Origin of the sequence: Amycolatopsis sp., assembly GCF_025464955.1 — a bacterium.
GTDB lineage: Bacteria > Actinomycetota > Actinomycetes > Mycobacteriales > Pseudonocardiaceae > Amycolatopsis.
Window position 1 is genome coordinate 38938 of sequence record NZ_JAODNM010000154.1, and the last position, 23375, is coordinate 62312.

Sequence of the window (23375 nt, forward strand, 5' to 3'; positions counted from 1 at the left end):
CCGAGCCGCACGAAGAGGACCCGATCGAGGCCGCCGTGGCGGAGCTGCACGACGACCACGCCCTACGGACTTGGCTGGCCGCCGCCGGGCGTGAGCTAGAAGGCGTCGTGGATCACTTCTCCCCCGCGGACGGTGCGCAGGCAAGTGGGCAGGACCGCGCCGGGTTCGAGGACCGGCAGGGGTGGGACGCCGGACCGTGCGTCGGTCGACCATCGCTGGACGCGGGTGTCTGAGGTGGCGACGACGAGCTCCGCGGCGTCCCAGATCGCGTAGTGCGCGGGGGCGCCGGGGACGAGGCTTCCGGTGATGCCGTCCAGCACGCCGGCCGCGCGGTGCCCGCCGCGGGTGTGGGCGGTGAAGGCCGCTCGCGCGGACAGGCCCGAACCCGGTGTGCGGTGGTAGGTCGCGGCTCGCACGCTCGCCCAGGGGTCCAGCGGGGTGACCGGGCTGTCCGAGCCGAGGGCGAGCAGGACTCCTTCGGCGGCAAGGGCCGCGAACGGATTGAGCCCGGCTGCGCGTTCAACGCCGAGCCTCGCGGCGTACATGCCTTCTGCGCCACCCCAGGCGGCGTCGAACTGTGACTGGACCGAGGCGGAGACCCCCCAAGCGGCAAGCTCGCGGGCTTGGCCGGCGTCAACCATTTCCAGGTGCTCGAGGCGGTGGTGGCGAGCGGCGAGTGCGCGGCTGCCGACGGCTTTCTCAGCCAGGCGGAAGCCTTCGACCACGGCGCCGACCGCCGCGTCGCCGATGACGTGGAAGCCCGCCTGCAGCCCGACTTCGGTGCAGGCGACGAGGTGCTCGGCGATGGCTTCGGGGGCGAGGTACAGCGCACCGGAGGTGTCCGGCTCGTCGAGGTAGGGCTGGTGCAGAGCCGCGGTGTGCGAGCCGAGCGCGCCGTCGACGAACAGGTCGCCGGCCAGGCCGCGGACGCCCAGTCGCTGCGCGGTGGCCACGGCGCCGGCTTCGCCCCAGTAGCCGACCACTTCGGGGAGCCCGGGTCGGGTGGCCAGCGCGAGGAGGTCGGCGAGGTCCTGCTCGCCGGAGATGTCGGGTCCCCCGCATTCGTGCAAGCTCACGATTCCGCGAGCGGCCGCGGTGCGCAGGAACGCTTCCTGTGCCCGGTGCCGCTGGGTCGGCGTGACGGCCTGCCGCACGGCGGTGCGGACGCGATGGTGGGCCTCGCGGGTGAGCGGCCCGTCCGCGGACCAGCCCGCGGCGTTGCGGGCTTCGGGGGTCCGCGCGACCAGCGCGGTCGAGACGAGTGCGGAGTGCACGTCAACTCGGCTGAGGTAGACCGCGGCTCCCCCGGCGACGGCGTCGAGCTCGGCGCGACTGGGGAGGCGGGGGTTCGTCCACCGCGATTCGTCCCAGCCGTGGGCGAGCAGGACCTCACCGGGTTGGATGGCGTTCTCGACCGCGGCGAGCAGCTCGCCGGCGTCGCGCACGGTGGTGAGGTCGAGGCCGGTGAGGTGGAGGCCGGTCGCGGTGGCGTGGACGTGCGCGTCGACGAAGCCGGGTGAGACGAACGCGCCGTCGAGGTCGACGACGTCGGCGCCAGGGTGCAGCGCGCGTGCGGGTCCGTCCTGGCCGATCCAGACCACGGTGTCGCCGGTGATGGCCATCGCCGTGGCGTCGGAGGCGCCCGGTGCGTAGATGCGGCCCCCGAGCAGGAGCGTGGTGCTGTCGTTCGTCACGGGACCGAGTCTGCCCGGTGGGTGACGCTGCGATCGGCCGGGGTGAGCGATATTGTAAAAAACACGTAACACAACAATATTTACGTAATTCGAACGATATGGCAGGATATTTTCACGTCACCTAGACCTCAGGGAGCACAGATGACTGCGATCCAGGAACCTGTCGCGCCGGCCGCCACCACCCTCGAGCAGCCGTACGACTACGTCAGGACCGAACTTGTCGAGCCGGATTGGCGGCGCTACCCCGGGTGGCGCGACGTCACCGAGACCCAATGGCGTGACGCACAGTGGCAGCGTGTTCACTGTGTGCGCAACATCAAGCAGCTGCGCGCGTTGATGGGCGATCTGCTCGAAGACCGGTTCTACGACGATCTCGCCGCCGACCAGCGCGAGATGGCGACGATGTCGATGCTGCTCCCGCCGCAGATGCTGAACACGATGGCGCCGACGGCCGGCAGTGATCCGGACAAGGTCACCGAGGCGTTCTACGCTGACCCGATCCGCCGCTACATGCTTCCCGTGCAGAGCGACCGCGACCTGGCCTGGCCGAGCCATCCGCATTCGGAGCGGGACTCGCTGCACGAGGCGGACATGTGGGTCGCCGAGGGGCTCACCCACCGCTATCCGACGAAGGTGCTCGCCGAGATGATCTCGACGTGCCCCCAGTACTGCGGGCACTGCACGCGGATGGACCTGGTCGGCAACTCCACCCCGCAGGTCGACAAGCACAAGTTGTCGCTGAAACCGGTCGACCGGCAGGACGCGATGATCGACTACCTCCAGCGCACGCCCGGGGTCCGCGACGTCGTCGTGTCCGGCGGCGACGTCGCGAACGTGCCGTGGCCGCAGCTCGAGTCGTTCCTGATGCGGCTGATGGACATCGACACCGTGCGCGACATCCGGCTCGCGACCAAGGCGCTTGCGGGACTCCCCCAGCACTGGCTGCAGCCGAAGGTCGTCGAGGGGCTCGAGCGGGTCGCGGTCACCGCGCAGCGGCGGGGCGTCAACCTGGCGATCCACACCCACGTCAACCACGCGCAGTCGGTGACGCCGCTGGTCGCGGAGGCGGCGCGGACCGCGCTCGACGTCGGCGTGCGCGACGTGCGCAACCAGGGTGTGCTCATGCGCGGGGTCAACGCGACTCCGGCGGACCTGCTCGACCTCTGCTTCGCGCTGCAGGGGGAAGCGAACATCCTGCCGTACTACTTCTACATGTGCGACATGATTCCGAACGCGGAGCACTGGCGTGTTTCGGTGCATGAGGCGCAGGAACTGCAGCACGCGATCATGGGTTATCTGCCGGGGTACGCGACGCCGCGGATCGTCTGCGACGTGCCTTACGTCGGGAAGCGGTGGGTCCACCAGCTGGCGGAGTACGACCGCGTCAACGGCATCTCCTACTGGACCAAAAACTACCTGACCAGCGTCGACAGAGAGAACATCCTCGACCCCGCCGACGCACTCCAGCAGCGCTACCCCTACTACGACCCGATCTCCACACTGCCCGAAGCCGGACAGCAATGGTGGGCTGAACAGGGCCGCTAGCCCAGCCGGTCCGGTTTTGTGGGCACCCGGCTGCGGTGCTCCCAAAACCGGATCCAGGTAACTTCTCAGGCCCTCGCGCCGCACGCCTCGTTCGGGCTGGTCAGGACCGGTTAGGGCTGGACGTGACTGAACGTCAAAAGGCCCAGAGAAGGCCCAGAGGTCAGATGTCCCACACGTCGAAGCGCCCCGAAAGCGTGGCAAACAATCGTTTTCAAGGGCATCGATCACTGCTTTTCAAGGCTGAGTCATTTCCACATCCGTTGGCAAACATTCGCGACACTCACCCGCGGCGGAATCGCCAGGGTTCACGCAGCGCGACCAGCAGGTTCAGGTCGATTCCGGCGAGTGACATACCGCTACCCCCATCGATCGGGGTGATGCCGGACCTCGGCCGGCCCGCGTTGAGCGTTTCCCTTTGCCGGTTGCGCAAGCACTTCGGCGACCTGAACGGTAACCACTTCGATGCTGGTGTGCGTACAACAACCGAACTGTCGCTTAGTGTCCCACCCGCGGGCTTCGCCGAAATCCGCACAGGCTCCTGCGACGTGTCCCCAGACACAGCCCCGACGGCTCACTACCTTCGAATCGCCAACCAGTATCAATAGCTCGTCGCGATCGCTTTCGTCACCACTTCCACGAATGGGTCTGGATAATCGCGCTGGGCGATACCGACGGACTGCACATATTCGAGTCTGCGATATTCACGCTGGCAGGCATGACCGAGGTCGTGAAGTTGCCGTTGGACGCGTTCGGCCTCGGCTTCACAACTGTCCCTTGGTGAGCATCCAGCCCGAACGGAGCGAGGGCCTTCCACTGCCGGGCCGGGTCACTGCAGTGACGAGCACGGGCACGATCTGGTTCTTCAGGTCAGCAGGCTCGGGGCAGGTCGGAGTCCGAGCTGATCGAGCACTTCGGCGTCGCTCGCACGACGGTCCGGCAGACCGTCGGGGATCCGCGTTCAGACCATCTTGTTGGTCTCCTCGACGAGGGCGGAGTGAATTCCGACTGAGGTCTCCCGCATGTATTCTTCGCGGGCCTTCGCGGCTTTCTCATAGCTGTCGGCCTGGAGCGCTTCGCGCATCGTTTCCTCGGAATCGAAACTGATCTGAACGATCGCGTCGATCGGGTCTTCCGCGTCGTCGGTGGCCAGATCCGACAGGAAGTACTGGACATACGACCTGGTCTGCGGCATCTCCTGGTAGGTCCGCCCGTAGATGTTCTTCATGAAGTGCCGCAACTCTTCGGTCGTGACGTTCGGCTTCTTCCGGATCACGGTCATGACGGTGAACATGATGAATCTCCTTTACCTGAACACGTGTTCAGCCCTGGTTCCAGCATACCATGAACAGGTGTTCAGGACCGGCGGGCCAAGGTGAGGTGGACCCCGCCACTCCGCACGTCCACCCCTTCGAGTGAAGCCCATCTCGTGCGTGGAAGAGGGAATGCGCGCGGACAATCACTCGAACCCGACTTGTTCATCGCCCCGGTCGACGGCTTGGCGCAGCGCTTCAAGGCGGAGGGGGCCGGTGTTCCGACGCGCTAACGGGCGCGACGATGCCGGGTGTCGCCGGCCGATGTCGCTGTCATTGCGGTCACGATTCTGGCAGTCGCCTCGTCCGCGCTGAGTTCCCAGTCCCAATCGGTCTTGTGTAGCCGCAGCGATACCAGACCGTGGTAGGCCGACCACAGCAGCAGAGCCGAGGCGAGCGGCCTGCCCGGATCGGCAGCGGCCACGAGCTCGACGATCCGGTTCTGCAGCCGGGGGCCGTGCTCGGCGCGTTCGACGGGCACCGGATCGTCGCTTTCGAACAGCAGCTGGTAGGCGCCGGGATGGGCCAGTCCCCACCGGACGTAGGCCTGCGCCTGTGCCACGAGGGGATCCGCCCCTGCCGGAGTGCGGGATATGGCTTGTTCGATGCACTCGACCATGTCCGCGTACATGACCTCCAGTACCGCCGACCGGAGTTCGGCCTCGGAGGGGAAGTGCCAGTAGACCGCAGAGGGTGCGACCTGGCATTTGCGAGCGATCGCGCGAAGCGACGGCACCGCGACGGCCTGCGGCTCGGCCAGCATGCCGACCGCTGCGGCGATCAGTTCGGCGCGGAGGTCTCGGGCATCCATTTGACCATTGAACACCTGTTCAGCTACAGTCGCCACTGAACAGGTGTTCAGGAGTTCGTGTGGAGGGAGATGGTGATGGCTGACAGCAAGACGTTCTTCCTGACCGGTGCCTCACGCGGGTTGGGACGCGCGATCGCCGAGGCGACACTCGCCGCCGGACATCGGGTGGTCCTCACGGCACGAAATCCCGAGTCGGTCGGCGATCTGGTGGCCGCGTACCCGCGCAGTGCGGCAGCATTCGCGCTCGACGTCACCGACGCCGCCGCGGCGCAAGCCGCGATGGACGCGGCCGTCAAACATTTCGGGGTGCCGGACGTGATCATCACCAACGCCGACCGAGCCGACATCGTCAGCATCGAAGACGTCGGCCTGGCGGACATGCACGCCGTGGTGGACACCAACCTGTGGGGCGTGGTGAACGTGGTGAAGGCGGCGCTGCCGCTGCTGCGGGAAGCCGGACGCGGGCACTTTGTCCAGATCTCGTCGGTCAGCGGACGCCTCGCGCCCGCCCCCGGGCTGGCGTCCTACGTCGCCGCGAAGTTCGCGGCCGAAGGATTCCTCGAGGCACTCGCCCTCGAGGTCGCCGGGTTCGGCATCGCGGTCACCATCGTGGAACCGGGACGCATGGCCACCTCGATCGCGTCGTCCATGGCCATTCCGGCGCCCAGCCAGCCGTACGCCGCCCTGCTGCACGGGCTCGCCTCGGCCTATGCCGACGGCGCCTCCGCCGGCACCACAGCCGAGAGTGCCGCCCGATTCGTGCTCGACCTCAGTGCCCTTGACCGCCCTCCGCTGCGCGTGCCCCTGGGCAGTGCCGCGTTCGAGCACATCCTGGCCGCTGACAATCGGCGGCTGACCGAACTCGGCGAGTGGGAGAAATTCAGTCGCTCCGCCGACTAGTGTTGAGGAGACAGGAAAATGCAGGAGTTCACCGGAAAAGCAGTTGTCGTCACGGGTGCGGGATCCGGGATCGGCCGAGGTATCGCCGAGGCGTTTGCCGCAGCCGGGGCCAACCTCGTCGTGGCCGGCATCGACGGAGCTCCCCTGTCCGCCGCCGCAGCGCAGCTTCAGCAGGCTTACGGCATCGAGGTTCTGCCCGTGACCACGGACGTCAGCGACCCTGACGCGGTCGAATCACTGGCCGAGGCGGCCTATGCCCGGTTCGACTCGGTCGCCGTGTTGTGCAACAACGCCGGAGTGGCCACCATGGGTGCGGCGTGGGAGCAGCCGCTGAGCGATTGGACCCACACTCTCGGCGTGAACCTGTATGGCGCCGTGCACGGGATCCGCGCGTTCGTGCCGCGCATGCTGGCGCACGGCGGGCAAGCGCACATCGTCAACGTGTCGTCAATGGGCGGCCTCACCCCGACCCCTCAGCTCGCCCCTTACTCGGCGTCGAAGGCGGCGGTGATCGGCCTTTCCCTGACGCTGCGGGAGGAATTGCTTGCCTTGCAGGCGCCGATCGGTGTCTCAGTGGTCTGCCCGGGCGGGGTGAAGTCCGCGATCATGACCGGAACCGCGGCTCGTTATGCGGCCGGCTCGCTGTCGAAGCAGGCACAGGAGAATCTCGACCGTTTGGCTGACGTCGTCGCCGACGGGATCAGCGGGGACGAAGCGGGGAGAATGATCTTCAACGCCGTTCGGGACAACCAGTTCTGGGTACTCCCCAACGCGGAGTCGATCATTCCCCTCGTTGACGAAGAATACCGGGACTTGCGCAAGTCTCTCAACCTGCGATAACTCGGCACAGCCGAGCTGCTGATCGTCGTGTGATACACGATTCCCTGAAGCTTGGCCGGACATTTTTGCCGAGCCGGAAACGCTGGGCATATCCAGGTGATGACTGGCGCCCGAGATCGTATCGGATTCGTCGGAGGAACAGATGGAGATCACTATCGATGTGGACAAATGCTGTGCGGCGGGGCAATGCGTGCTGGCCGCGCCGGATGTCTTCGATCAGCGCGACGACGACGGGGTCGTGATCCTGCTGGACTCGAATCCGGCCGAGGCACTGCACCAGGCAGCTCGCGATGCCGCCGCGGTATGCCCGGCGATGGCGATTCTGGTGCGGGAATGACCACAGCACAAGGAGTCACGAGATGAGCGCAGCTTCCGTCACACCTCGCGCCGGAGTGATCGGGCTCGGCATCATCGGCGGCGGCGTCGCCGTCAGCCTGGCCGCGTCCGGCCGGGTCCCGGCCGTCTATGACATCCGGCCGGACACGGCTGACCACCTGGTCGGCGTACCGGCGCCACTCGGTTCACCCGCGGCGGTGGCCCGCGCCAGTGACGTCGTGCTGATCGCGGTGGTCGACGCCGCGCAGGCCCGGACCGTCCTGTCCGGCCCGGAAGGTGTGCTGGCCGGGGCACAGGACGGATTGATCGTGGTGCTGCTGTGCACGGTCGCGGTCCCGGTGGTGCGCGAACTCGCGGACGTCTGCGCCGCCGTCGGAGTTCGGCTGCTCGACTGCGGCGTCACCCCCGGCGACAAAGCCGCCCAGCACGGCATGGTCGCCATTGTCGGGGGTGACGAGGCCGTCGTGGAGGCCGCACGGCCGGTACTCGACGATTTCGCCAAGGCGGTAGTCCATTGCGGACCAGTGGGAGCCGGGATGGCGACCAAGATCGCCCGCAACATGATCACCTACAGCTCCTTCCGCGCCGTGCGCGAGGCAACCGCGCTCACCGCGGCGGCAGGGGTCGCGCCGCAGCGGCTGCTCGAGGTCATCAACGAGGCCGATCCTGAAGGCGCCACCTTGTTCCTGCTGGAACGGATGCGCTGGTCCGGCACCGCGGCGGCGATGTCCCCGCACATGCGCGTGCTGATGGACAAGGACCTCGCGGCCGCGCAGGAGCTCGCCGCCGCACTCGCCATCACGACACCGCTGATCGACACCGTCCGCGACAACATTCTCGACACCCTGGAGACAGCGTGACCACCGAACAGAACCAGTACCGCGAGACCAGCGCGGGCCGTCATGTCATGGAAGCCGTTTACGGACCGGATTTCGTGGCCGGTATGCCGACCGCCAGCACCCCCGCCATGCAGGTGACCTTCGACCATCTCTTCGGCGAGATCTGGAGCCGCCCCGGCCTGTCGGTACGGGACCGGCGGCTGCTGGTCATCGGTGCCACCGCGGCGATCGGCCGCGCGGACCTGATCCGGATCCAGGTCACCGGCGCGTTGGTCAACAAGGAACTGACCGGGGACGAACTCCGCGAGGCGGTCCTGCACCTGAACTACTACGTCGGCTGGGGCAACGGCACCGCCGTCAGCGAGGGAGTCGAGGCGGCGCTGGCCGCCAGGAAAGGGGAACAGCCATGACCGCAATCCTTCCCGAGATGCCCATCGAACGGCAGACGCCGCTCGACCCGCCGACTGCCTATCACGAGCTGCGCGAGGACTTGCCCATCGTGCGCATGCGCTTCCCGAGCGGCCAGGAAGGCTGGCTGGTCACCCGGTTCGACGAAGGCAGCCAGGTCTTCTCCGATCCACGGATGAGTTCCACCTTGCGGTCCCGTCATGACATACCAGGGGAAGAAGGCGTTGAGCCGGCCGTTGGGCTGGTCTCCTTCGGCACCACCTTCGTCGAGATGGACGCACCCGACCACACCGCGTACCGGCGCCTGCTGGCCGGCAAGTTCAGCCCGAAGGCCGTAGGACTGCGGCTGCAACCGTTCATCGACCGCATCGTCACCGAGCAGCTCGACGCGATGGCGGCCGGACCCAGACCAGTGGACTTCGTGCAGGCGATGTCCATGCCGATCCCGTGCCTGGTCATCTGCGAACTGCTCGGCGTGCCCGCACGGGACCGGCACGACTTTCACAGCGCGACGGACGTCATGATGGACACCAGCAAGTCCAAGGCACAACGCGACGCCGGTTCGTCCTGGCTGGTCGACTACGTCACCGGGCTGGTCGCGCTGAAGCGCCGGGATCCGCATGCGGAAGGCCTGCTCGCCGAGCTGATCCGCTCGTCGGGCGAAGAAGGCTCGATCGTGACCGACCAGGACCTGGTCAGCGTCGGCGTGTTGCTTCTGTTCGCCGGCCACGACACCACCATGGCCATGCTCGGGCTCTCCACCCTCACCCTGCTGACGCATCCTGATCAGCGCGCACGATTCGTCAGTGATCCGGCGATGGTCGGGCCCGCCGTCGAAGAGCTGCTGAGGTATCTCACGATCGTCCAGTTCGGGCTGAGCCGCCGCGCCACCGAAGATCTCGAGCTCGGCGGCCAGCACATCACCGCAGGCGAGCTGGTGGTCGTCTCCATGGCCGCCGCGAACCGTGACCCTCGCGCTTTCGCCAACCCCGATGTGCCCGACTTGGACCGCAAGATGGCCCGCCACCTCGCGTTCGGTTACGGCGTGCACCAGTGCCTCGGCCAGAACGTCGCCCGCGCCGAACTGCGAACGGTGCTCCCGCGTGTGTTCGAGCAGTTCCCCAACCTCCGCCTGGCAGTCCCGCAGGACGAGGTCCCGATGGATGTCCACGGCACCAACTACGGCGTCAAGAAACTCATGGTCACCTGGTGACCGGCCCCGGAACAGGGACGGCGACCGACCGCCATCCTCCGCAACTGATGCAGGGTTTGACCGCCCACCACTTCACCATGGAGTCCGCGCCGCTGAGCGACGGGCAGACCGCTCTCGTGCACGCCGCCGCGGGCGTGTGGGGCGCATCCTCACCCAGCTACTCAAGCTCCGGGGAGCTCAGGTCATCGGCTTGGTCTCCCGGGAGGAGAAGGTGTCGGCGGCCAAGGAAGCCGGTGCCGACCATGTGCTCGACTCAAGGGACGGGGACTTCGTCGAACGCGTCATGGAACTCACCCGGGGCGAAGGAGTCCACGCGGTCTTCGACGGTGGCGGCTCCACCACATTCTGGTCGTCGATCGAGGTTCTGCGCCGACTCGGCATGCTGGTCTACTTCGGCCCCCTGATCGGCGAGGTCCCCACGGTGAGGATGGTCGACCTACCGAAGAGCATCAAGGTCACCTACGCGGTGTTCGCCGACCACATCCACACTTGAAGGCTGGCGGCCTCTCCACTAAACCAGGCGTACAGCAGGCCAGGGGTAACACGCCGCGAAGAGAATCGGCACAGACGTCATTACCCGAACCCTGCTACGCAGAGTAGCCATGCGGATTGGGTGATCGGCTTTGGGCGCAGCTCGATGAGGCTGGGAGAACTAGCGTTCAGCGGGCTTCCCGGCCGCCGTTACGCCACGAACACCCATACATAATGCTTGTCGCTTGCCATCTTTCGGCTGAGCTACGGGCGGCGACCCCGTCGACCGCCGCTGCGGCCCACGGGCACCCCGAAAAGCGGGCTCAACTCAGTAGTCCCCAGAAAGGCCCCGGCGCTGCCGACGACCTTAGTCATTTTGAATCTGCGCAGGTCAGGTCCGTGACAGCGCCTGTCGCGGCATGGGTCCGATCATGTGCGACATGATCCCGAACGCCGAGCACTGGCGCGTTTCGGTCGCCGAAGCGCAGGACCTGCAGCACGCGATCATGGGCTATTTGCCCGGTTACGCGACGCCGCGGATCGTGTGCGATGTGCCGTTCGTGGGCAAGCGCTGGGTCCACCAGCTCGCGGAGTACGACCGCGAGAAGGGTATCTCGTACTGGACGAAGAACTACCTGACCAGCGTCGACCGGGAAACCATCACCGATCCCGCTGACGCGCTGGCTCAGCGCTACCCCTACTACGACCCGATCTCCACGCTGCCCGAAACCGGCCGCCACTGGTGGGCCGAGCAGCAGGACTGAAGCTCGGATGCGGCGGTGCGGGACGCATGCACGACGCGTCCCGCACCGCCGCGTGTTTCACTTGATGTCACCTGAGGTGTTTCCGCAGGCCCAGGCGCTACTTAGGAGTGGTTGTGACCCGTTGTGACTCAACATCTCACGGCCCCAGGACGGCCCAGGGAGTCCACTGTAGACAGTTCAGTGGACGTGGAGGGGTGCACATTATTCCCGTATTTCTTGCGGCGATGAGGAGATCAAAGTCGTGCCAGGTTAATTCTCCTGACATGAATTGAAGGTCGAATTGAGGAGTGACACGAGGGTGGCACAACCGACATTCTTCGCCACTCCGGGGCGATGGGAAACAGGCTCTTCAAGCTATCGTTTCGTCACAGTGAAAATATGGTTTAAGTCAATGATCGAGGAATAGCGGAGCTATCTCCGCGCGCACCGGTCAGCATCGGGAGCAGGGCCTGCTTGATGCCCGGCCGGGACCCGAACACCAGCAGGAACATCGCTTCCCGGGCGAGCCGCTGGGCGTCCCGGCCGAGCAGGACCGCCTGGCTGCCGGTGCCGGCCACCAGCGCGGTCGCAGCGCGCTGGGCCAGCGCCGAGGCCTGCGCGCGGGCGACGAACAGGCCGTCGCCTTCCGCGGTGTCCAGCCGGTCGCGGGCGGCGGCGAATTCGGCGTCCAGTGGGCTGGGACCCAGCAGCGAGAGGCAACGCCGGGTCAAGCCGAGCGAGAGCGAGCCGTTCATCCGCAGGCCGCCCGCGTCACCTCGGGCCCACTCGGCATACGGCTGGCTGCTGATCACGCGGTCCGCCGGCACCGGGTGCCCGGTGAACTCCGCGACCACAGTGTTGCTCGCAGAAACGGCTACTATGCGCAGCGGGTCGATCTTGAGGGTGTCTGACTCCTTCGCGTCCACCAGCACCCAGACGAGGTTGTCGCCGTCACGGGCGGCCACCGCCAGCACGTCGACCATGCCCCATCCGGTCACCCACGGGGCGTTTCCGGTGAGGACGTATCCGTCCGCGGCCGGTTCGGCCACCAGGACGGGCGGCCCGGGCAGCGTGCCGGCCAGCGCGACACCAGCCCGCCGCCGGCCGGACACGAGCTGCGGCAGCCATTCGTCGCGTAGCCGGTGGGACTTTCCGTAAGCCAGCTGCAGCACCAAGCCGTGGTGTTGCAGCCACACGAACGTGGTACACAGGCAGCCCGCGGCCAGGGTTTCGACGACCGCGCACGCGGCCGGGAAGCCGCACCCGAGGCCGCCCAGCGCCTCGGGTGCGGCCAGTCCGTAGAAGCCCTGATCGGCGAGCAGGTCGAAGTGTCCGGGCGGGATCGTCCCGGACTCGTCCACCGCCTGAGCCGCCGGAAACAGCACCTGCTCGGCGATGGTATCCGCCACCGTGAGTACGTCGCCAGGAATCTCGTGACCGGTCATGGCGGTCAGGTTACCGCCGAGCGGCCGGCGTGGTGACCATTCGCCGGGCGAGCCAGACCGCGCCCGCGATACGCTGGCGCCCCACGAAACGGGGCCGAAACAGCGAGGTGCGATGATGTCCGACCCGAACATTTATCCGGTACTGCGGTACGCGGACGCGGGCAAGGCACTGGAGTGGCTAGCGAAAGCTTTTGGTTTCAAAGAGAACTTCGTCGTTCGCGGAGACGACGGCACGGTGAACCACGCGCAGATGTCACTAGGCCCGGGCATCGTGATGTTCGCGACGGCCCGCGATTCGCTCGGCAAGGACAACGAACCCGACCCGATGACAACACGGCATTCGATCTACGTTTATGTCGAGGACGTCGCGGCCCACGCGGCACAGGCGGAGGCCGCCGGCGCCGAGATCACCCGGGCGCTGGAGAACACCGACTACGGCTCGCGGGAATACGCGGCCCGCGACTTCGAAGGCAACCACTGGAGTTTCGGCTCGTACCAGCCCCGGGCCGGGGCGTAACCGATCCGAAACCGCCCAGTGCGGGCATGGTGGCAGGCCACCCGCACATCGGCAAGCTTTGCGCGCATTTCTCCCCGGTCGCTGCCGAGCACTATCCGGCCGGGCATGGCCGACAGTACGGTGGCGGCCACGCGGCTTGGCGACTACGAGGACCGGCGTACATTCCGGGCCGTGCTCCGGAATTGGCTGAACGCCCACGTCCCGGCCGGGCCTGACGGATTCCCGTCCGCCCGGAAAACCGAGGAGTCGCGCACCTGGAGCAAAGCCCTGTGGACCGCCGGTTATGCGCTTCAGCGTTGCTGGTTCTGGTCAGGGTCGCCCAGAGTTTCCGAATCTCGTTGCAGGACAAAGCAATCAACTGCTGAGCTCGTCCAATTCCGCCACTTTTTGAGTTCTTCTCGTTCTTCGCGAACTGGAACGTTTCCGCCGACGCATACGACCGAAGACCCACTTTGTAGAAGAGTGCCTTATCGGGGGCTTCCGGCGAGGACCGTGGGGACCCAGGTGGCGAGTTCGGTCCGCGCTGCGGCCAGCTGGGCCCCGGTCGGAGGGGTGGACGGCTCGGCGATCAGCGCGTAGTGCAGACCGGGCGTGGCAGCCAGCCGCAGCCGGTCACCGGAACGGGAAATCGCTGCCGGGTCGAGGTCGGTGACCACCGTGGCGGACAGGTCGGCCGGGATGTGCAGTTCCGTTGGGGCAGCCAAATCGGCGCCCTGCCACACCAACACGCCGTAGCGCCCGGTGCCGACCAGGTTCGCCACGGCCGGCATGGTGGACGGCACCTGATTCCAGGTGAGCGTCTGGCTGCCGTCGCGCAAGCGGTCCTCGTAGGTGAAGGCGAGCGTGTGCCCGGCCACGGCGGCTGGATAGAGCCGATCGAGCAGACGCGCGTCCTGGCGCAGCTGCATGGTTCTGCCCGCCTCGGTTACTGCGGCCGAGTAGTCCTCCCCGTTCCAGCCATCCCCGGTGGTGAGCACCTTCTGCGGGTTGTCGTTCATCAGCTCGTGGTGCTGACCGCTGTAGATGTCCCACTGCCACTGCATTCCCGACAGCACCGGCCCCGAGACCGACGCGTGGGTCCACCAGGTCGCACCGGAGAGCCGGGAGTCCAGTGCCTGGTACATCGCCTTGTCCACCGTGGGCGTCTTGTCCGAGGTGAAGCCGGTCATCGGCGGGCCGAACTCGGTGACGATCGCGGCCGTGCCCAGCGCCGCCGCCCGATCCCGCACCGCGCCGAAGTCGCCGGCGTACTGGCCGTCACCCGCCTTGCCGGGCATCAACACACCGGACTGCGCGAGCTGGTCGTAGAAGTGCGTGTTGAACACATAGCGGGACCCGGCCGCGCCGACGTCGAGGAGGCCGCCGGTCTGCTTCTCGAAGGAGATGTTGGCGTTCCAGAACATGTTCGGCTCGACGAACGCCGGCTTGTCCGGCCAGCCGGCGGTGTCCATGGCCTGGCGGAACCGCTGGAAGAACGACCAGAGCACGTTCTGCTCCCAGGACCGGCTGTCCTGGGATGAGTCGTAGCGCCCCGCGTAGGGCTCGTTGTACGGGTCCATCCCCGCGATCCCGGCGAACTCCGCGGCGCTCAGGTGGGTACGCAGGTGGTTCATCGTTTCGGTGGCCTGGCTGAAGAACTCGTCCTGCACACCGTGCGCGTTGTGCCAGAAGTCGCTCGTGGCGTTCTGCACCACGGAGTTCTGGGTGATGTTCTGTCCCCAGTGGACGCAGATCCCGCAGCTCTCGTGCGCGTAGTTGCCCGCGGCGACCACCCACTTCGGCGCGCCGTCGCCGCTGTACCAGCTGTCCGCGCTGAACAAATAGCGCGAGTACAGGTCCTGGTGGTAGTCCGGCAGCACCGTGACGCCTTCGTCCAGGAACGCCTTCAGCTGGTCGGTCAGCGCGGTCAGGTACCCGGCGTCCAACTGTCCCCGGACCGGTTCCGCGCCCGCCCAGGAAAGCGGGAAGCGCACGGCGTTCGCGCCGGTCAGACTGCGCATCGCCTGGGCGGACTTACGTGCGTCGGCGGCATTGGCGAACGGCAGGAAGCCGTTCTCCGCGAGCTTCGCTTCCCCGGATACATCGAAGCCGCGAAGCACGACCTCGCGGCCGAATCCGTCGGCCAAAGAAGACCCGCGCACGGTGATTTCGCGCGCTTGGACGTCGTCGGCCACCGCCGTAGAGACGAAGCCGCAGGTCATCGTCACCGCGACGAGGAGAACCAGGAGCGATCTCATCAAGCCCCCAAACATGAAACGGTTTCAATCCGCGACCGTAGCCAGGTGACCACAAGGCGTCAAGGGCACCTCGCCGCACAAGGAGACGATGATGATCACCACACTCCCCAAAAATAGGCCACCGCGCTGCTAAGTTGCATGATCAGACTCCTTGTTTTGTTATGCGCTGCCTGACAAGCCACTGGAAGGTTGATCATGGCTACTGGTTCAAGGTCCGAAACCGCCGGCTCGGACGTTCAGCAGCAACGCCTCCTCGCCGAGCTGTACGCCCGCGACCAGCAGGCTCGCGACGCGCGGCCGCTCGAGTCGGTCAGCGCCGCGATCCGACGCCCCGGCTTGCCGCTGACGGAGCTCGTGGCCACGGTCATGACGGCGTACGCGGACCGGCCCGCGCTCGGCGAGCGGGCCAAGGAACTGACGACGGATCCGGAGACGGGACGTACGGTTCTGCGGTTGCTGCCGCGGTTCGACACGATCAGCTATGGCGAGCTGTGGGAACGGGTCGGCGCTATCACGGCCGACTGGTACCACGATGCCCGGAACCCGCTGCGGGACGGCAAGTTCGTGGCCATCCTCGGGTTCAGCAGCACCGACTACGCGACGATCGACCTGGCTTGCGTCCGGATCGGCGCGGTCTCCGTGCCCCTGCAGGCAGGTGCCACCGTCAGTCACCTGAGGCCGATCATCGCCGAAACCGCGCCGCGCGTCTTCGCCACGAGCGTGGAGAACCTCGAAACAGCCGTCGAACTGGTCGCGGACAGCGAGTCGGTGCGGCGCCTGACCGTGTTCGACTACCACCCGGAGGTCGACGACCAGCGCGAACGGTTCGAGGCCGCGATCCGGCGCCTCGCCGAGTCCGGGAGCGACGTCGTCGTGGACTCGCTGGCCGCGGTGCTCGACCGAGGGAAGGACCTGCCGCCTGCCCCGGAGTTCTCCGCCGACCCGGCCGAGGAACGCCTGTCGCTGTTGATCTACACCTCCGGCAGCACCGGCTCCCCCAAGGGCGCAATGTACACCGACAGGCTCGTCGGCGAGCTGTGGCAAGGATTCTGGCCGGAAAAGACGGGATGGCCGGTGATCGAGGTCAACTACATGCCGCTGAGTCACGTCGTCGGCCGCGCGATCCTGCTCGGCACGCTCGCCGACGGCGGCACGGCGTACTTCGTCGCCCGCAGCGACCTGTCCACCCTTTTCGAGGACATCGCCATCATCCGCCCTACCGAGCTGATGCTGGTGCCACGGATCTGCGACATGCTGTTCCAGCACTACCAGAGCGAGCTGGATCGCCGAGGGCACGGCGCTGGGCTCGAGGCCGAGGTGAAGGCGGACCTGCGTGAGAAGTTCCTCGGCGGCCGCCTCCTCTGGGTGGGCAGCGGGTCCGCACCGCTCTCGGCCGAGATGGCGGCGTTCGTCGAGTCCTGCCTGGAACTCCCGCTGCACGACGGCTACGGCTCGACGGAGGCGGGCGCTGTGCTGATCGACCGGAAGGTGGCGCGGCCGCGGGTGCTCGACTACAAACTCGTCGACGTCCCTGAGTTGAGCTACTTCGCCACGGACTCGCCCTATCCCCGCGGTGAACTCGTGCTCAAGTCGCGGACCATGGTTCCCGGCTACTTCAAGCGGCCCGACGCCACCGCCGAGGTGTTCGACCAGGACGGCTTCTACCGCACCGGCGACATCATGGCCGAGATCGGCCCGGACGAGCTCGTCTACGTCGACCGCAGCAAGAACGTGCTGAAGCTGTCCCAAGGCGAGTTCGTGGCCATTTCCCGCCTGGAAGCCGTCTTCGCGAGCAGCCCGCTGATCCGGCAGATCTATCTCTACGGGAACAGTGAGCGCGCGTACCTGCTCGCGGTGGTCGTCCCCACACCGGAGGCGCTCGGCCGCACCGACGTCAAGCAGGCGCTGCTCGAGTCCCTGCAGCGGACGGCCAAAGACGCGGACCTCAACTCCTACGAGATCCCGCGGGACATCCTCGTCGAGACCGTGCCGTTCAGCGCCGAGAACGGCCTGCTGTCCGGGATCCGGAAACTGTTGCCGCCCAAGCTGAAGGAGCACTACGGCGAACGGCTGGAACAGCGGTACGACGAGCTCGCCGACCGGGAGACCTCGGAGCTGCGCGCGTTGCGCCTCGGCAGCCGCGACCGGCCGGTGCACGAAACCGTCGTCCGCGCCACCCGGGCGGTGCTGAGTGCCTCGGGCAGCCCGCTGAGCCCCGACACCCACTTCATGGACCTGGGCGGCGACTCCCTGTCCGCGCTCTCGTTCTCCACCCTGCTCAAAGAGATCTTCGGGGTCGAGGTCCCGGTGGGGGTGATCATCAGCCGCGCCAACAACCTGGGGCGGCTGGCGGAGTACGTCGAAAAGGCGCTGGAGTCCGGTTCGGAGCGGCCCACGTTCACGACAGTGCACGGCGCGAGCAGCACACGGGCACTGGCCACGGATCTGACGTTGGACAAGTTCATTGACAGCGGCACCCTCGCCACCGCGACGACGCTGCCCCGCCCCGGCGGTTCCGTGCGGACCGTCCTGCTGACCGGCGCCAACGGCTACCTCGGGCGCTTCCTGTGTCTGGAATGGTTGGAACGGCTCGCGCGGGTGGACGGCAAGCTGGTCTGTATCGTCCGCGGCAGCACCGCCGAAGCGGCTCGCCAGCGCCTCGACGAGGCATTCGACAGTGGCGACCCCGAACTGCTCCGCCATTTCCGGGAGCTGGCCGCGCAGCACCTGGAAGTGCTCGCGGGTGACATCGGTGACCCGGCACTCGGACTGGACGAACCCACGTGGCAGCGGCTGGCCGACACCGTCGACGTGATCGTGCACCCGGCCGCGCTGGTCAACCACGTCCTGCCCTATGACCAGCTGTTCGGCCCCAACGTCGTCGGCACCGCCGAGCTGATCCGGCTGGCGCTCACCACCCGGCTCAAGCCGATCACCTACCTCTCGACCGTCGCCGTCGTCTTCGCACAGGCATCGTCGGACGACGAGGACTCCGACATCCGGGTCACCAGCCCGGCCCGGGAACTCGACGAGAGCTACGCGAACGGTTACGCCACAAGCAAGTGGGCCGGCGAAGTCCTGCTCCGGCAAGCGCACGACCTGTGCGGCCTACCCGTGGCGACCTTCCGGTCGGACATGATCCTCGCCCACAGCCAGTACACCGGGCAGTTGAACGTGCCCGATATGTTCACGCGCTTGCTGCTCAGCCTCATCGCCACCGGCGTCGCGCCGGCGTCGTTCTATCTACCCGGCGGCGACGTGGCCGCCCACTACGACGGGCTGCCGGCCGACTTCACCGCGGACGCCATCACCACGTTGGGCAACCAGAATGACGAGGGGTACCGGACCTTCAACGTCCTCAACCCCCATGACGACGGCATCTCCCTCGATGTCTTCGTCGACTGGCTGAACGAAGCCGGGTACCCTATCCACCGGATCGACGACTACGCCGAGTGGTTCACCCGCTTCGAGACCGCCGTCCGGGCCCTGCCGGAAAAGCAGAAGCAACGTTCGCTGCTCCCCCTCCTGCACGCATTCGCCCAGCCCGCCGAACCGGTACCCGGAGCCGGCATCCCCACCGACCGGTTCCGCGCCGCGGTGCAGGAAGCGGGCGTCGGCCCCGACAAGGACATCCCGCATATTTCGGCGGCGCTCATCCGCAAATACGCCACGGACCTCCAGGAGCTCGGCCTCGTCTGAGCGGAACGCCGCCGTTGACCCGTGCCTCCCGATGGACATGGGGCAAGATCGAGGCAACCGACGGACTGGACCAGCCGTGAACCCGCACCGACCGGCATTCGTGCTGCACGAACACGACCGCCCGCGGCACCACTTCGACCTCCGCCTGGAGGAAGACGGGGTGCTGCGGTCGTGGGCGGTTCCCCGCGGACTGCCACCGGACAGCCGGCACCACCGGTTGGCCGTCGCTGTTCCCGATCATGACCTCGACCACCTCACCTACGAGGACGCCGACAAGTCCATCGCCGACATCGGCTGGTGGGAGGAGCACGACCGCACGGACCGCCGGATGCTCTTCACCCTGCACGGCCGAGCGGGTTCGGTCCGGTACGCGCTCATCCGGACCGACCGGGACTGGCTCCTGCGCCGAACCGTCGAGCAACCGCCTTCGGGTGGCTGAGCGGCGTGGCTCCTTGAGCGGTTCCTACCTCCTGATGCCGTGCTCGGCACAGTGGAGCGGACATGGTGGAGACCCACCCGGCAGTCGAACCCGGATTCCCGGTGGAGTAGGTCGTGGTCGCGCGTCCTGGTGTCGAACCAGGGACCCCGGAGTCATGAGGTCCGGGTGGCCGCCGGGCCACGCGCGTCAAGATCCCGTCCGGGTGTGACTTTTCGCAGTAGGTGACCAGAAGTGCGTACTTCCTTGCAGGAAATTGACACAGCCTCACGATCCACTTCAGACTCTGAAATGATCATCAAGTCCGGCGGTCACTGCCACGATCAACTGCCCGGCAGGGGGCGCTGAGATGAGCTTCCTTGTCGTCCTGGCGGGAATCGAACCTCGCGGCCTCCCGCGCGTCGGGCGGGCGCTCTGCCAGTGAGCTACAGGACGTTTCCTCCGGCGAAATGCCGTTTGTGCTGTGCTCCCCCGCCTGGACTCGAACCAGGTACCTCCCGATTAACAGTCGGGTGCGCAGCCTGTTGCACCTCAGGGGAATGATCAAACGTGCGCGGTTCGTCCCCGGGCGATCACGGCCGTGGCGGCAGACCGACCAGCCTGGTGAGGAACCGGTCGACCTGCTTGGCCGCGTGCGGCCAGTGCAGGCCGGGTTCGTTGATGCGCTGGGAAAGCATGCCGTTCACGGCGGCGCGGAGGTCGATCGCGACGGTTGTCGCGTCGTCGTCCGGGGCAATGCCCGCGTCCATGCACCGCTGGATGGCTGCCGTCGTGCGCTGGACCAGCACTTCCTTGAACGGCATGCCGAGCCGCCGGTGGACCTTGCTCTCGTGCAGCACCTTGTAGAGGCCAGGGTGGGCCTCCGCCCAGGCGAGCTGCGCCAGAAGGCGCCCGAGCAGCTGGGCCGCAGGGTCCCCCTCATGCGCCGCCTCGGCATCGTCGCCCGCCTGGACCAACTCCTCGTGACAGTGGCGCATGGCGGCCAGCACCAGCGCGTCGCGATCGGCGAAGTGCAGGTAGACCGACGTGGCGGCAATTGACACTTCGCGCGCGACGGCGCGCAGGGACAGGGCCTCGTCGTCGGCGAGCTCGTCGAGCATCCGCACGGCGGCCGAAACGATGTCCTCGCGCAGCAGTTCGCCCTGCCCTCGGGTGTTGGGGCGGCGCCGGGGTGAGGGACTGGTTTCCATGGCCTGCCGAGTGTAGCTGGACAGCAATCGCACTACAGGTGTAGCTTCATTCGCACTACAGGTGTAGTGCGATGATCGTTCACTCCTAAGGAGTCAACCGTGACGACTGCTACGACCAACCTCGAGCGACTGGCCGCGCTCGACCCGGTGTTCGCCCAGATGGTCGGTGCCACCGCCCGACACGCCCGCGCGATTCCCGAGCTGTCCGACCGCGAGAAGACGTTCCTGTGCGTAGTAGCGGACGTCTGCCAGCCGAGCCTCGGGCTCGCGTTCGAGGCGCACCTGCGGGCCGGCTTGGATCGGGGTGTGTCCACTTCGGACGTTCGCGCACTGGTGCGCTTCATTTCGTACGACTGCGGGTATCCCGCAGCCACGGCCGGTTTCGAAAGACTGGCCGAGTTCGAGGCGGCGCAAGGCCTGTCCTACGAGGAGGTCGAGCCCCTGGCCGAAAACCTGCTGGAGACCGGGCCCGGCGCCGCGCCGAGCCCGCTGCCGGACGCGGTCCGGGGCTCGCTAAGCGAGCTGGACCCGCATTTCCTGGAGTACTTCGACCTGCAGTCACGGATGCGGTCCGGCCACGGTCCCGAAACGCTTTCCGAGCGGGAGCGCGGCTTCGCGAGCCTGAGCATCGACGTGCACTACCAGACTTTGGGAGATACGTTCCGGGCGCACGTCGGCCGGGCTCTGCGCGCCGGCGCTTCACCCGAGGATGTGCGGGCCGCCCTTCGTTTCAATGCCCAGTTCGGCGTGACCAGGGCATGGCACGGCTGGCAGGCACTCAACTCCCTTCTCGCCGAGGTCGGCTGACAACAGAGCCGCGGGGTTCGGGTCGTGACACGTCGTGGGCCGGATGCGACACAATACGAACCGCACCCCGCGTTACCTGCGAGAGGAACCTCGATGCCCGTCCGCTACCAGTTGGTGATCGACTGCGCCGACCCGGACCTCTTGGCCCGCTTCTGGGCCGCCGCGCTGGGCTATCGGCTCGCGCCGCCGCCGTCCGGCTTCGCCACCTGGAACGACTACTACCGCGACCTCGGGGTACCCGAAGAGGACCTGGGCGATGGCGTGGACCGGATCAGCGACCCGGAGAGCAACGGCCCGAGCATCTGGTTCAACTCGGTCCAGGACCCCAAGGTGGTCAAGAACCGGTTGCACCTCGACATCCACGCCAGCGGCGCGCGGACCGACCCGATCGAGAACCGCCGGCAGCGCGTCGACGCCGAGGCCAACCGACTGGCCGGCCTCGGCGCCACCATCTCCGGCGCCCTAGCCGAGGAAGGGCTCGACCACTACGCGGTCGGGATGAAGGACCCGGAGGGCAACGAGTTCGACATCAACTGACGCCGACAGCCGCTGACTGGTTGTCGGCCGGTCGTGGCGTGCGAGTGGTGGCGTGATGACTCTGGGGTTCTTGAGGTCGATTTGTGGGCCGCCGGGGACTCGAACCCCGAACACGCCGGTTAAAAGCCGGCTGCTCTACGCAATTGAGCTAGCGGCCCGTGCGGACGAGAGTCTGTGCCGGGTGTACGTGGGTCGTCGGGGACTCGAACCCCGAACCTACCGATTAAGAATCGGCCGCTCTACCAATTGAGCCAACGACCCGTTGCGCCGCGGTGCGGCAGCGGAGGATGCAGGATTCGAACCTGCGCGGCGCTCATCACGCCGACCACCGTTTTCGAGACGGTTGCCTTTCCGGGCTCGGCCAATCCTCCCTGTTCTTCGTGTGCCCCTGGCAGGAGTCGAACCTGCATACCCGGTGCGGGTGCCCGGTTTTGAGCCGCGTGCGTCTGCCGTGTTTCGCCACAGGGGCCGGGCTCCCGGTCCAGGGCTCGAACCTGGGCAAACGGATCCAAAATCCGTGGTGCTGCCGATTACACCAACCGGGATCGAGAAGGGGCATCGGCACCGCGGGCGCGGAGCCGATGGAGCCTCTCCTGGGAGTCGAACCCAGTTCCTCCCGTTTACGAGACGGGTGCTCGGGCCGGTTGAGCTCGAGAGGCAGGATGGATACTGCGTACGGCTCCGGGGAGTCGAACCCCGACTGGACTGGCCCTCGACCAGTTGCCTCTACCTGTTGGGCTAGAGCCGCGTTGCGCTCACGACGGGACTCGAACCCGCGATCGTCTCCTCGACAAGGAGCTGCCGTCGCCACTGGGCCACGTGAGCATCTGGTGTTTCCTGGCGGTGTCGTAGCGCGTACGGGAGTCGAACCCGCGGCGTCCGGGGTGAAAACCCGGCGTCCTTCCGTTAGACCAACGCGCTGTGCCCCCAGCAGGAGTCGAACCTGCGCGCGACGGCTTAGGAAGCCGGTGCTCTGTCCGCTGAGCTACAGGGGCGAAGTGATGAGAGTGGAGTCCGGCCGCGCCGATGAGCACGGCCGGACCCCACTGCTCGTCCCTGCCGCGGCGGACGCGACCGGAACGAGCAGTGAGTAAATGTCTGTTCCACTGTGTAGATGTCAATGAACATCACCACCCAGGAAATGGGCAGCGTCAATCAATGATAATTGTTTTGGGTGCGCTGAATAGAGAAAGCCGCCCGGATCGGTTTCCCGATGGGCGGCTCCCGTGACATGACGAGGTCTACGTCATGGTGGGGAGCCTGCGCAGTCCAGAAGGACCTGTTCGCGACAGGAGAAGGCTTTCCGCTGATCATTCGACGAGCATGAGGCGGCGAGCGCGGCGACCAGATGCTGGTGCTGCGTCCTCCGCTTTCGCATATTCGTCATGATCACTCCT

General features: G+C 66.9%; 19 protein-coding genes, 12 tRNA genes and 1 pseudogene. 14 read left to right on the top strand and 18 right to left on the bottom strand.

From position 1 onward, the window contains the following. Positions 1–95 precede the first annotated feature (95 nt). Positions 96–1694 (bottom strand): amidohydrolase, encoded by a 1599-nt coding sequence (locus JWQ81_RS38990; protein ID WP_297549813.1) that lies wholly within the window; start codon positions 1692–1694, stop codon positions 96–98. 141 nt (positions 1695–1835) lie between these two features. Between JWQ81_RS38990 and JWQ81_RS38995 the strand changes: the two genes are divergently transcribed. Beyond that, positions 1836–3239, top strand: a complete 1404-nt coding sequence (locus JWQ81_RS38995; protein ID WP_297549815.1) for a lysine 2,3-aminomutase — start codon at positions 1836–1838, stop codon at positions 3237–3239. Between the two features lie 958 nt (positions 3240–4197). Here JWQ81_RS38995 and JWQ81_RS39000 read toward each other — a convergent pair. Both JWQ81_RS39000 and JWQ81_RS39005 read right to left on the bottom strand, forming a co-directional pair. Further along, positions 4198–4530, bottom strand: a complete 333-nt coding sequence (locus JWQ81_RS39000; RefSeq protein ID WP_297549817.1) for an EthD domain-containing protein — start codon at positions 4528–4530, stop codon at positions 4198–4200. A 248-nt stretch (positions 4531–4778) separates the two neighbouring features. Then, positions 4779–5360, bottom strand: a complete 582-nt coding sequence (locus JWQ81_RS39005; RefSeq protein ID WP_297549819.1) for a TetR/AcrR family transcriptional regulator — start codon at positions 5358–5360, stop codon at positions 4779–4781. A 75-nt stretch (positions 5361–5435) separates the two neighbouring features. Between JWQ81_RS39005 and JWQ81_RS39010 the strand changes: the two genes are divergently transcribed. From JWQ81_RS39010 to JWQ81_RS39045, 8 genes and pseudogenes are all read left to right on the top strand, one after another. Then, on the top strand, positions 5436–6260 hold the full coding sequence (locus tag JWQ81_RS39010; protein ID WP_297549821.1) for an SDR family NAD(P)-dependent oxidoreductase: 825 nt from the start codon (positions 5436–5438) through the stop codon (positions 6258–6260). 18 nt (positions 6261–6278) lie between these two features. Further along, a complete protein-coding gene (locus JWQ81_RS39015) occupies positions 6279–7100 on the top strand; it encodes an SDR family NAD(P)-dependent oxidoreductase (protein WP_297549823.1) in 822 nt (273 codons plus the stop codon). A gap of 142 nt (positions 7101–7242) precedes the next feature. Next, the gene (locus JWQ81_RS39020) at positions 7243–7437 is read left to right on the top strand and encodes a ferredoxin (protein ID WP_297549825.1); all 195 of its coding nucleotides are present in this window, start codon (positions 7243–7245) and stop codon (positions 7435–7437) included. Between the two features lie 22 nt (positions 7438–7459). Next, positions 7460–8296: an NAD(P)-binding domain-containing protein gene (locus tag JWQ81_RS39025; RefSeq protein ID WP_297549826.1), complete on the top strand. Its 837-nt coding sequence runs from the start codon at positions 7460–7462 to the stop codon at positions 8294–8296. After that, the gene (locus JWQ81_RS39030; RefSeq protein WP_297549828.1) at positions 8293–8685 is read left to right on the top strand and encodes a carboxymuconolactone decarboxylase family protein; all 393 of its coding nucleotides are present in this window, start codon (positions 8293–8295) and stop codon (positions 8683–8685) included. The genes JWQ81_RS39025 and JWQ81_RS39030 overlap by 4 nt, the downstream gene beginning before the upstream one ends. Continuing rightward, the gene (locus JWQ81_RS39035) at positions 8682–9896 is read left to right on the top strand and encodes a cytochrome P450 (protein WP_297549830.1); all 1215 of its coding nucleotides are present in this window, start codon (positions 8682–8684) and stop codon (positions 9894–9896) included. The genes JWQ81_RS39030 and JWQ81_RS39035 overlap by 4 nt, the downstream gene beginning before the upstream one ends. A 136-nt stretch (positions 9897–10032) precedes the next feature. Next, positions 10033–10389, top strand: coding sequence for a zinc-binding dehydrogenase (locus JWQ81_RS39040; protein WP_297549832.1), 357 nt, complete (start codon positions 10033–10035; stop codon positions 10387–10389). A 409-nt stretch (positions 10390–10798) separates the two neighbouring features. Then, positions 10799–11131: pseudogene (locus tag JWQ81_RS39045) on the top strand (lysine 2,3-aminomutase); the annotation flags it as partial. A 383-nt stretch (positions 11132–11514) separates the two neighbouring features. Here the strand turns inward: JWQ81_RS39045 and JWQ81_RS39050 are convergent. Further along, entirely contained in the window at positions 11515–12555 is a 1041-nt protein-coding gene (locus JWQ81_RS39050) for an acyl-CoA dehydrogenase (RefSeq protein ID WP_297549834.1), read from the bottom strand. Between the two features lie 115 nt (positions 12556–12670). On the opposite strand from JWQ81_RS39050, the gene JWQ81_RS39055 reads away from it, so the two are divergent. Next, positions 12671–13072, top strand: a complete 402-nt coding sequence (locus tag JWQ81_RS39055) for a VOC family protein (protein WP_297549836.1) — start codon at positions 12671–12673, stop codon at positions 13070–13072. A gap of 467 nt (positions 13073–13539) precedes the next feature. On the opposite strand, the gene JWQ81_RS39060 is transcribed toward JWQ81_RS39055, so the two are convergent. Further along, the gene (locus JWQ81_RS39060) at positions 13540–15309 is read right to left on the bottom strand and encodes an endoglycosylceramidase (protein ID WP_297549838.1); all 1770 of its coding nucleotides are present in this window, start codon (positions 15307–15309) and stop codon (positions 13540–13542) included. A gap of 195 nt (positions 15310–15504) precedes the next feature. Here JWQ81_RS39060 and car point away from each other — a divergent pair, with 195 nt between their 5' ends. Next, complete coding sequence (car, locus tag JWQ81_RS39065) at positions 15505–19008, top strand: carboxylic acid reductase (protein WP_297549840.1); 3504 nt, start codon at positions 15505–15507, stop codon at positions 19006–19008. Positions 19009–19084: 76 nt separating this feature from the next. Further along, the gene (locus JWQ81_RS39070; RefSeq protein WP_297549842.1) at positions 19085–19447 is read left to right on the top strand and encodes a DNA polymerase ligase N-terminal domain-containing protein; all 363 of its coding nucleotides are present in this window, start codon (positions 19085–19087) and stop codon (positions 19445–19447) included. A gap of 359 nt (positions 19448–19806) precedes the next feature. Here JWQ81_RS39070 and JWQ81_RS39075 read toward each other — a convergent pair. The 3 genes from JWQ81_RS39075 to JWQ81_RS39085 form a co-directional block, all read right to left on the bottom strand. Next, positions 19807–19879, bottom strand: a tRNA-Val gene (locus tag JWQ81_RS39075). Positions 19880–19910: 31 nt separating this feature from the next. Further along, positions 19911–19983: transfer RNA gene (locus JWQ81_RS39080), tRNA-Asn, on the bottom strand. Positions 19984–20016: 33 nt separating this feature from the next. Further along, positions 20017–20634, bottom strand: coding sequence for a TetR/AcrR family transcriptional regulator (locus JWQ81_RS39085; RefSeq protein ID WP_297549844.1), 618 nt, complete (start codon positions 20632–20634; stop codon positions 20017–20019). Between the two features lie 99 nt (positions 20635–20733). Here JWQ81_RS39085 and JWQ81_RS39090 point away from each other — a divergent pair, with 99 nt between their 5' ends. Next, positions 20734–21441: a carboxymuconolactone decarboxylase family protein gene (locus JWQ81_RS39090; protein WP_297549846.1), complete on the top strand. Its 708-nt coding sequence runs from the start codon at positions 20734–20736 to the stop codon at positions 21439–21441. Between the two features lie 93 nt (positions 21442–21534). Then, a complete protein-coding gene (locus JWQ81_RS39095) occupies positions 21535–21978 on the top strand; it encodes a VOC family protein (protein ID WP_297549848.1) in 444 nt (147 codons plus the stop codon). A gap of 84 nt (positions 21979–22062) precedes the next feature. On the opposite strand, the gene JWQ81_RS39100 is transcribed toward JWQ81_RS39095, so the two are convergent. From JWQ81_RS39100 to JWQ81_RS39145, 10 genes are all read right to left on the bottom strand, one after another. After that, positions 22063–22136: transfer RNA gene (locus JWQ81_RS39100), tRNA-Lys, on the bottom strand. A gap of 30 nt (positions 22137–22166) precedes the next feature. Continuing rightward, positions 22167–22239, bottom strand: a tRNA-Lys gene (locus JWQ81_RS39105). A gap of 20 nt (positions 22240–22259) precedes the next feature. Then, positions 22260–22349 (bottom strand) — tRNA-Ser (locus JWQ81_RS39110). A 12-nt stretch (positions 22350–22361) separates the two neighbouring features. After that, a tRNA-Leu gene (locus JWQ81_RS39115) sits at positions 22362–22447 on the bottom strand. Between the two features lie 4 nt (positions 22448–22451). Beyond that, positions 22452–22523 (bottom strand) — tRNA-Gln (locus JWQ81_RS39120). A 37-nt stretch (positions 22524–22560) separates the two neighbouring features. Further along, a tRNA-Thr gene (locus JWQ81_RS39125) sits at positions 22561–22637 on the bottom strand. Positions 22638–22652: 15 nt separating this feature from the next. After that, positions 22653–22726 (bottom strand) — tRNA-Leu (locus JWQ81_RS39130). 4 nt (positions 22727–22730) lie between these two features. After that, positions 22731–22803 (bottom strand) — tRNA-Asp (locus JWQ81_RS39135). Between the two features lie 24 nt (positions 22804–22827). After that, positions 22828–22899 (bottom strand) — tRNA-Glu (locus tag JWQ81_RS39140). A 1-nt stretch (position 22900) separates the two neighbouring features. Then, positions 22901–22973: transfer RNA gene (locus JWQ81_RS39145), tRNA-Arg, on the bottom strand. Positions 22974–23375 lie beyond the last annotated feature (402 nt).

What these genes read in the sequence shown, in the direction of transcription:
- JWQ81_RS38995 (WP_297549815.1), top strand. Translation starts at nt 1,836, where the DNA reads ATGACTGCGATCCAGGAACCTGTCGCGCCGGCCGCCACCACCCTCGAG.
- JWQ81_RS39000 (WP_297549817.1), bottom strand. Translation starts at nt 4,530, where the DNA reads ATGTTCACCGTCATGACCGTGATCCGGAAGAAGCCGAACGTCACGACC.
- JWQ81_RS39005 (WP_297549819.1), bottom strand. Translation starts at nt 5,360, where the DNA reads ATGGATGCCCGAGACCTCCGCGCCGAACTGATCGCCGCAGCGGTCGGC.
- JWQ81_RS39010 (WP_297549821.1), top strand. Translation starts at nt 5,436, where the DNA reads ATGGCTGACAGCAAGACGTTCTTCCTGACCGGTGCCTCACGCGGGTTG.
- JWQ81_RS39015 (WP_297549823.1), top strand. Translation starts at nt 6,279, where the DNA reads ATGCAGGAGTTCACCGGAAAAGCAGTTGTCGTCACGGGTGCGGGATCC.
- JWQ81_RS39020 (WP_297549825.1), top strand. Translation starts at nt 7,243, where the DNA reads ATGGAGATCACTATCGATGTGGACAAATGCTGTGCGGCGGGGCAATGC.
- JWQ81_RS39025 (WP_297549826.1), top strand. Translation starts at nt 7,460, where the DNA reads ATGAGCGCAGCTTCCGTCACACCTCGCGCCGGAGTGATCGGGCTCGGC.
- JWQ81_RS39035 (WP_297549830.1), top strand. Translation starts at nt 8,682, where the DNA reads ATGACCGCAATCCTTCCCGAGATGCCCATCGAACGGCAGACGCCGCTC.
- JWQ81_RS39050 (WP_297549834.1), bottom strand. Translation starts at nt 12,555, where the DNA reads ATGACCGGTCACGAGATTCCTGGCGACGTACTCACGGTGGCGGATACC.
- JWQ81_RS39055 (WP_297549836.1), top strand. Translation starts at nt 12,671, where the DNA reads ATGTCCGACCCGAACATTTATCCGGTACTGCGGTACGCGGACGCGGGC.
- JWQ81_RS39060 (WP_297549838.1), bottom strand. Translation starts at nt 15,309, where the DNA reads ATGAGATCGCTCCTGGTTCTCCTCGTCGCGGTGACGATGACCTGCGGC.
- car (WP_297549840.1), top strand. Translation starts at nt 15,505, where the DNA reads ATGGCTACTGGTTCAAGGTCCGAAACCGCCGGCTCGGACGTTCAGCAG.
- JWQ81_RS39085 (WP_297549844.1), bottom strand. Translation starts at nt 20,634, where the DNA reads ATGGAAACCAGTCCCTCACCCCGGCGCCGCCCCAACACCCGAGGGCAG.
- JWQ81_RS39095 (WP_297549848.1), top strand. Translation starts at nt 21,535, where the DNA reads ATGCCCGTCCGCTACCAGTTGGTGATCGACTGCGCCGACCCGGACCTC.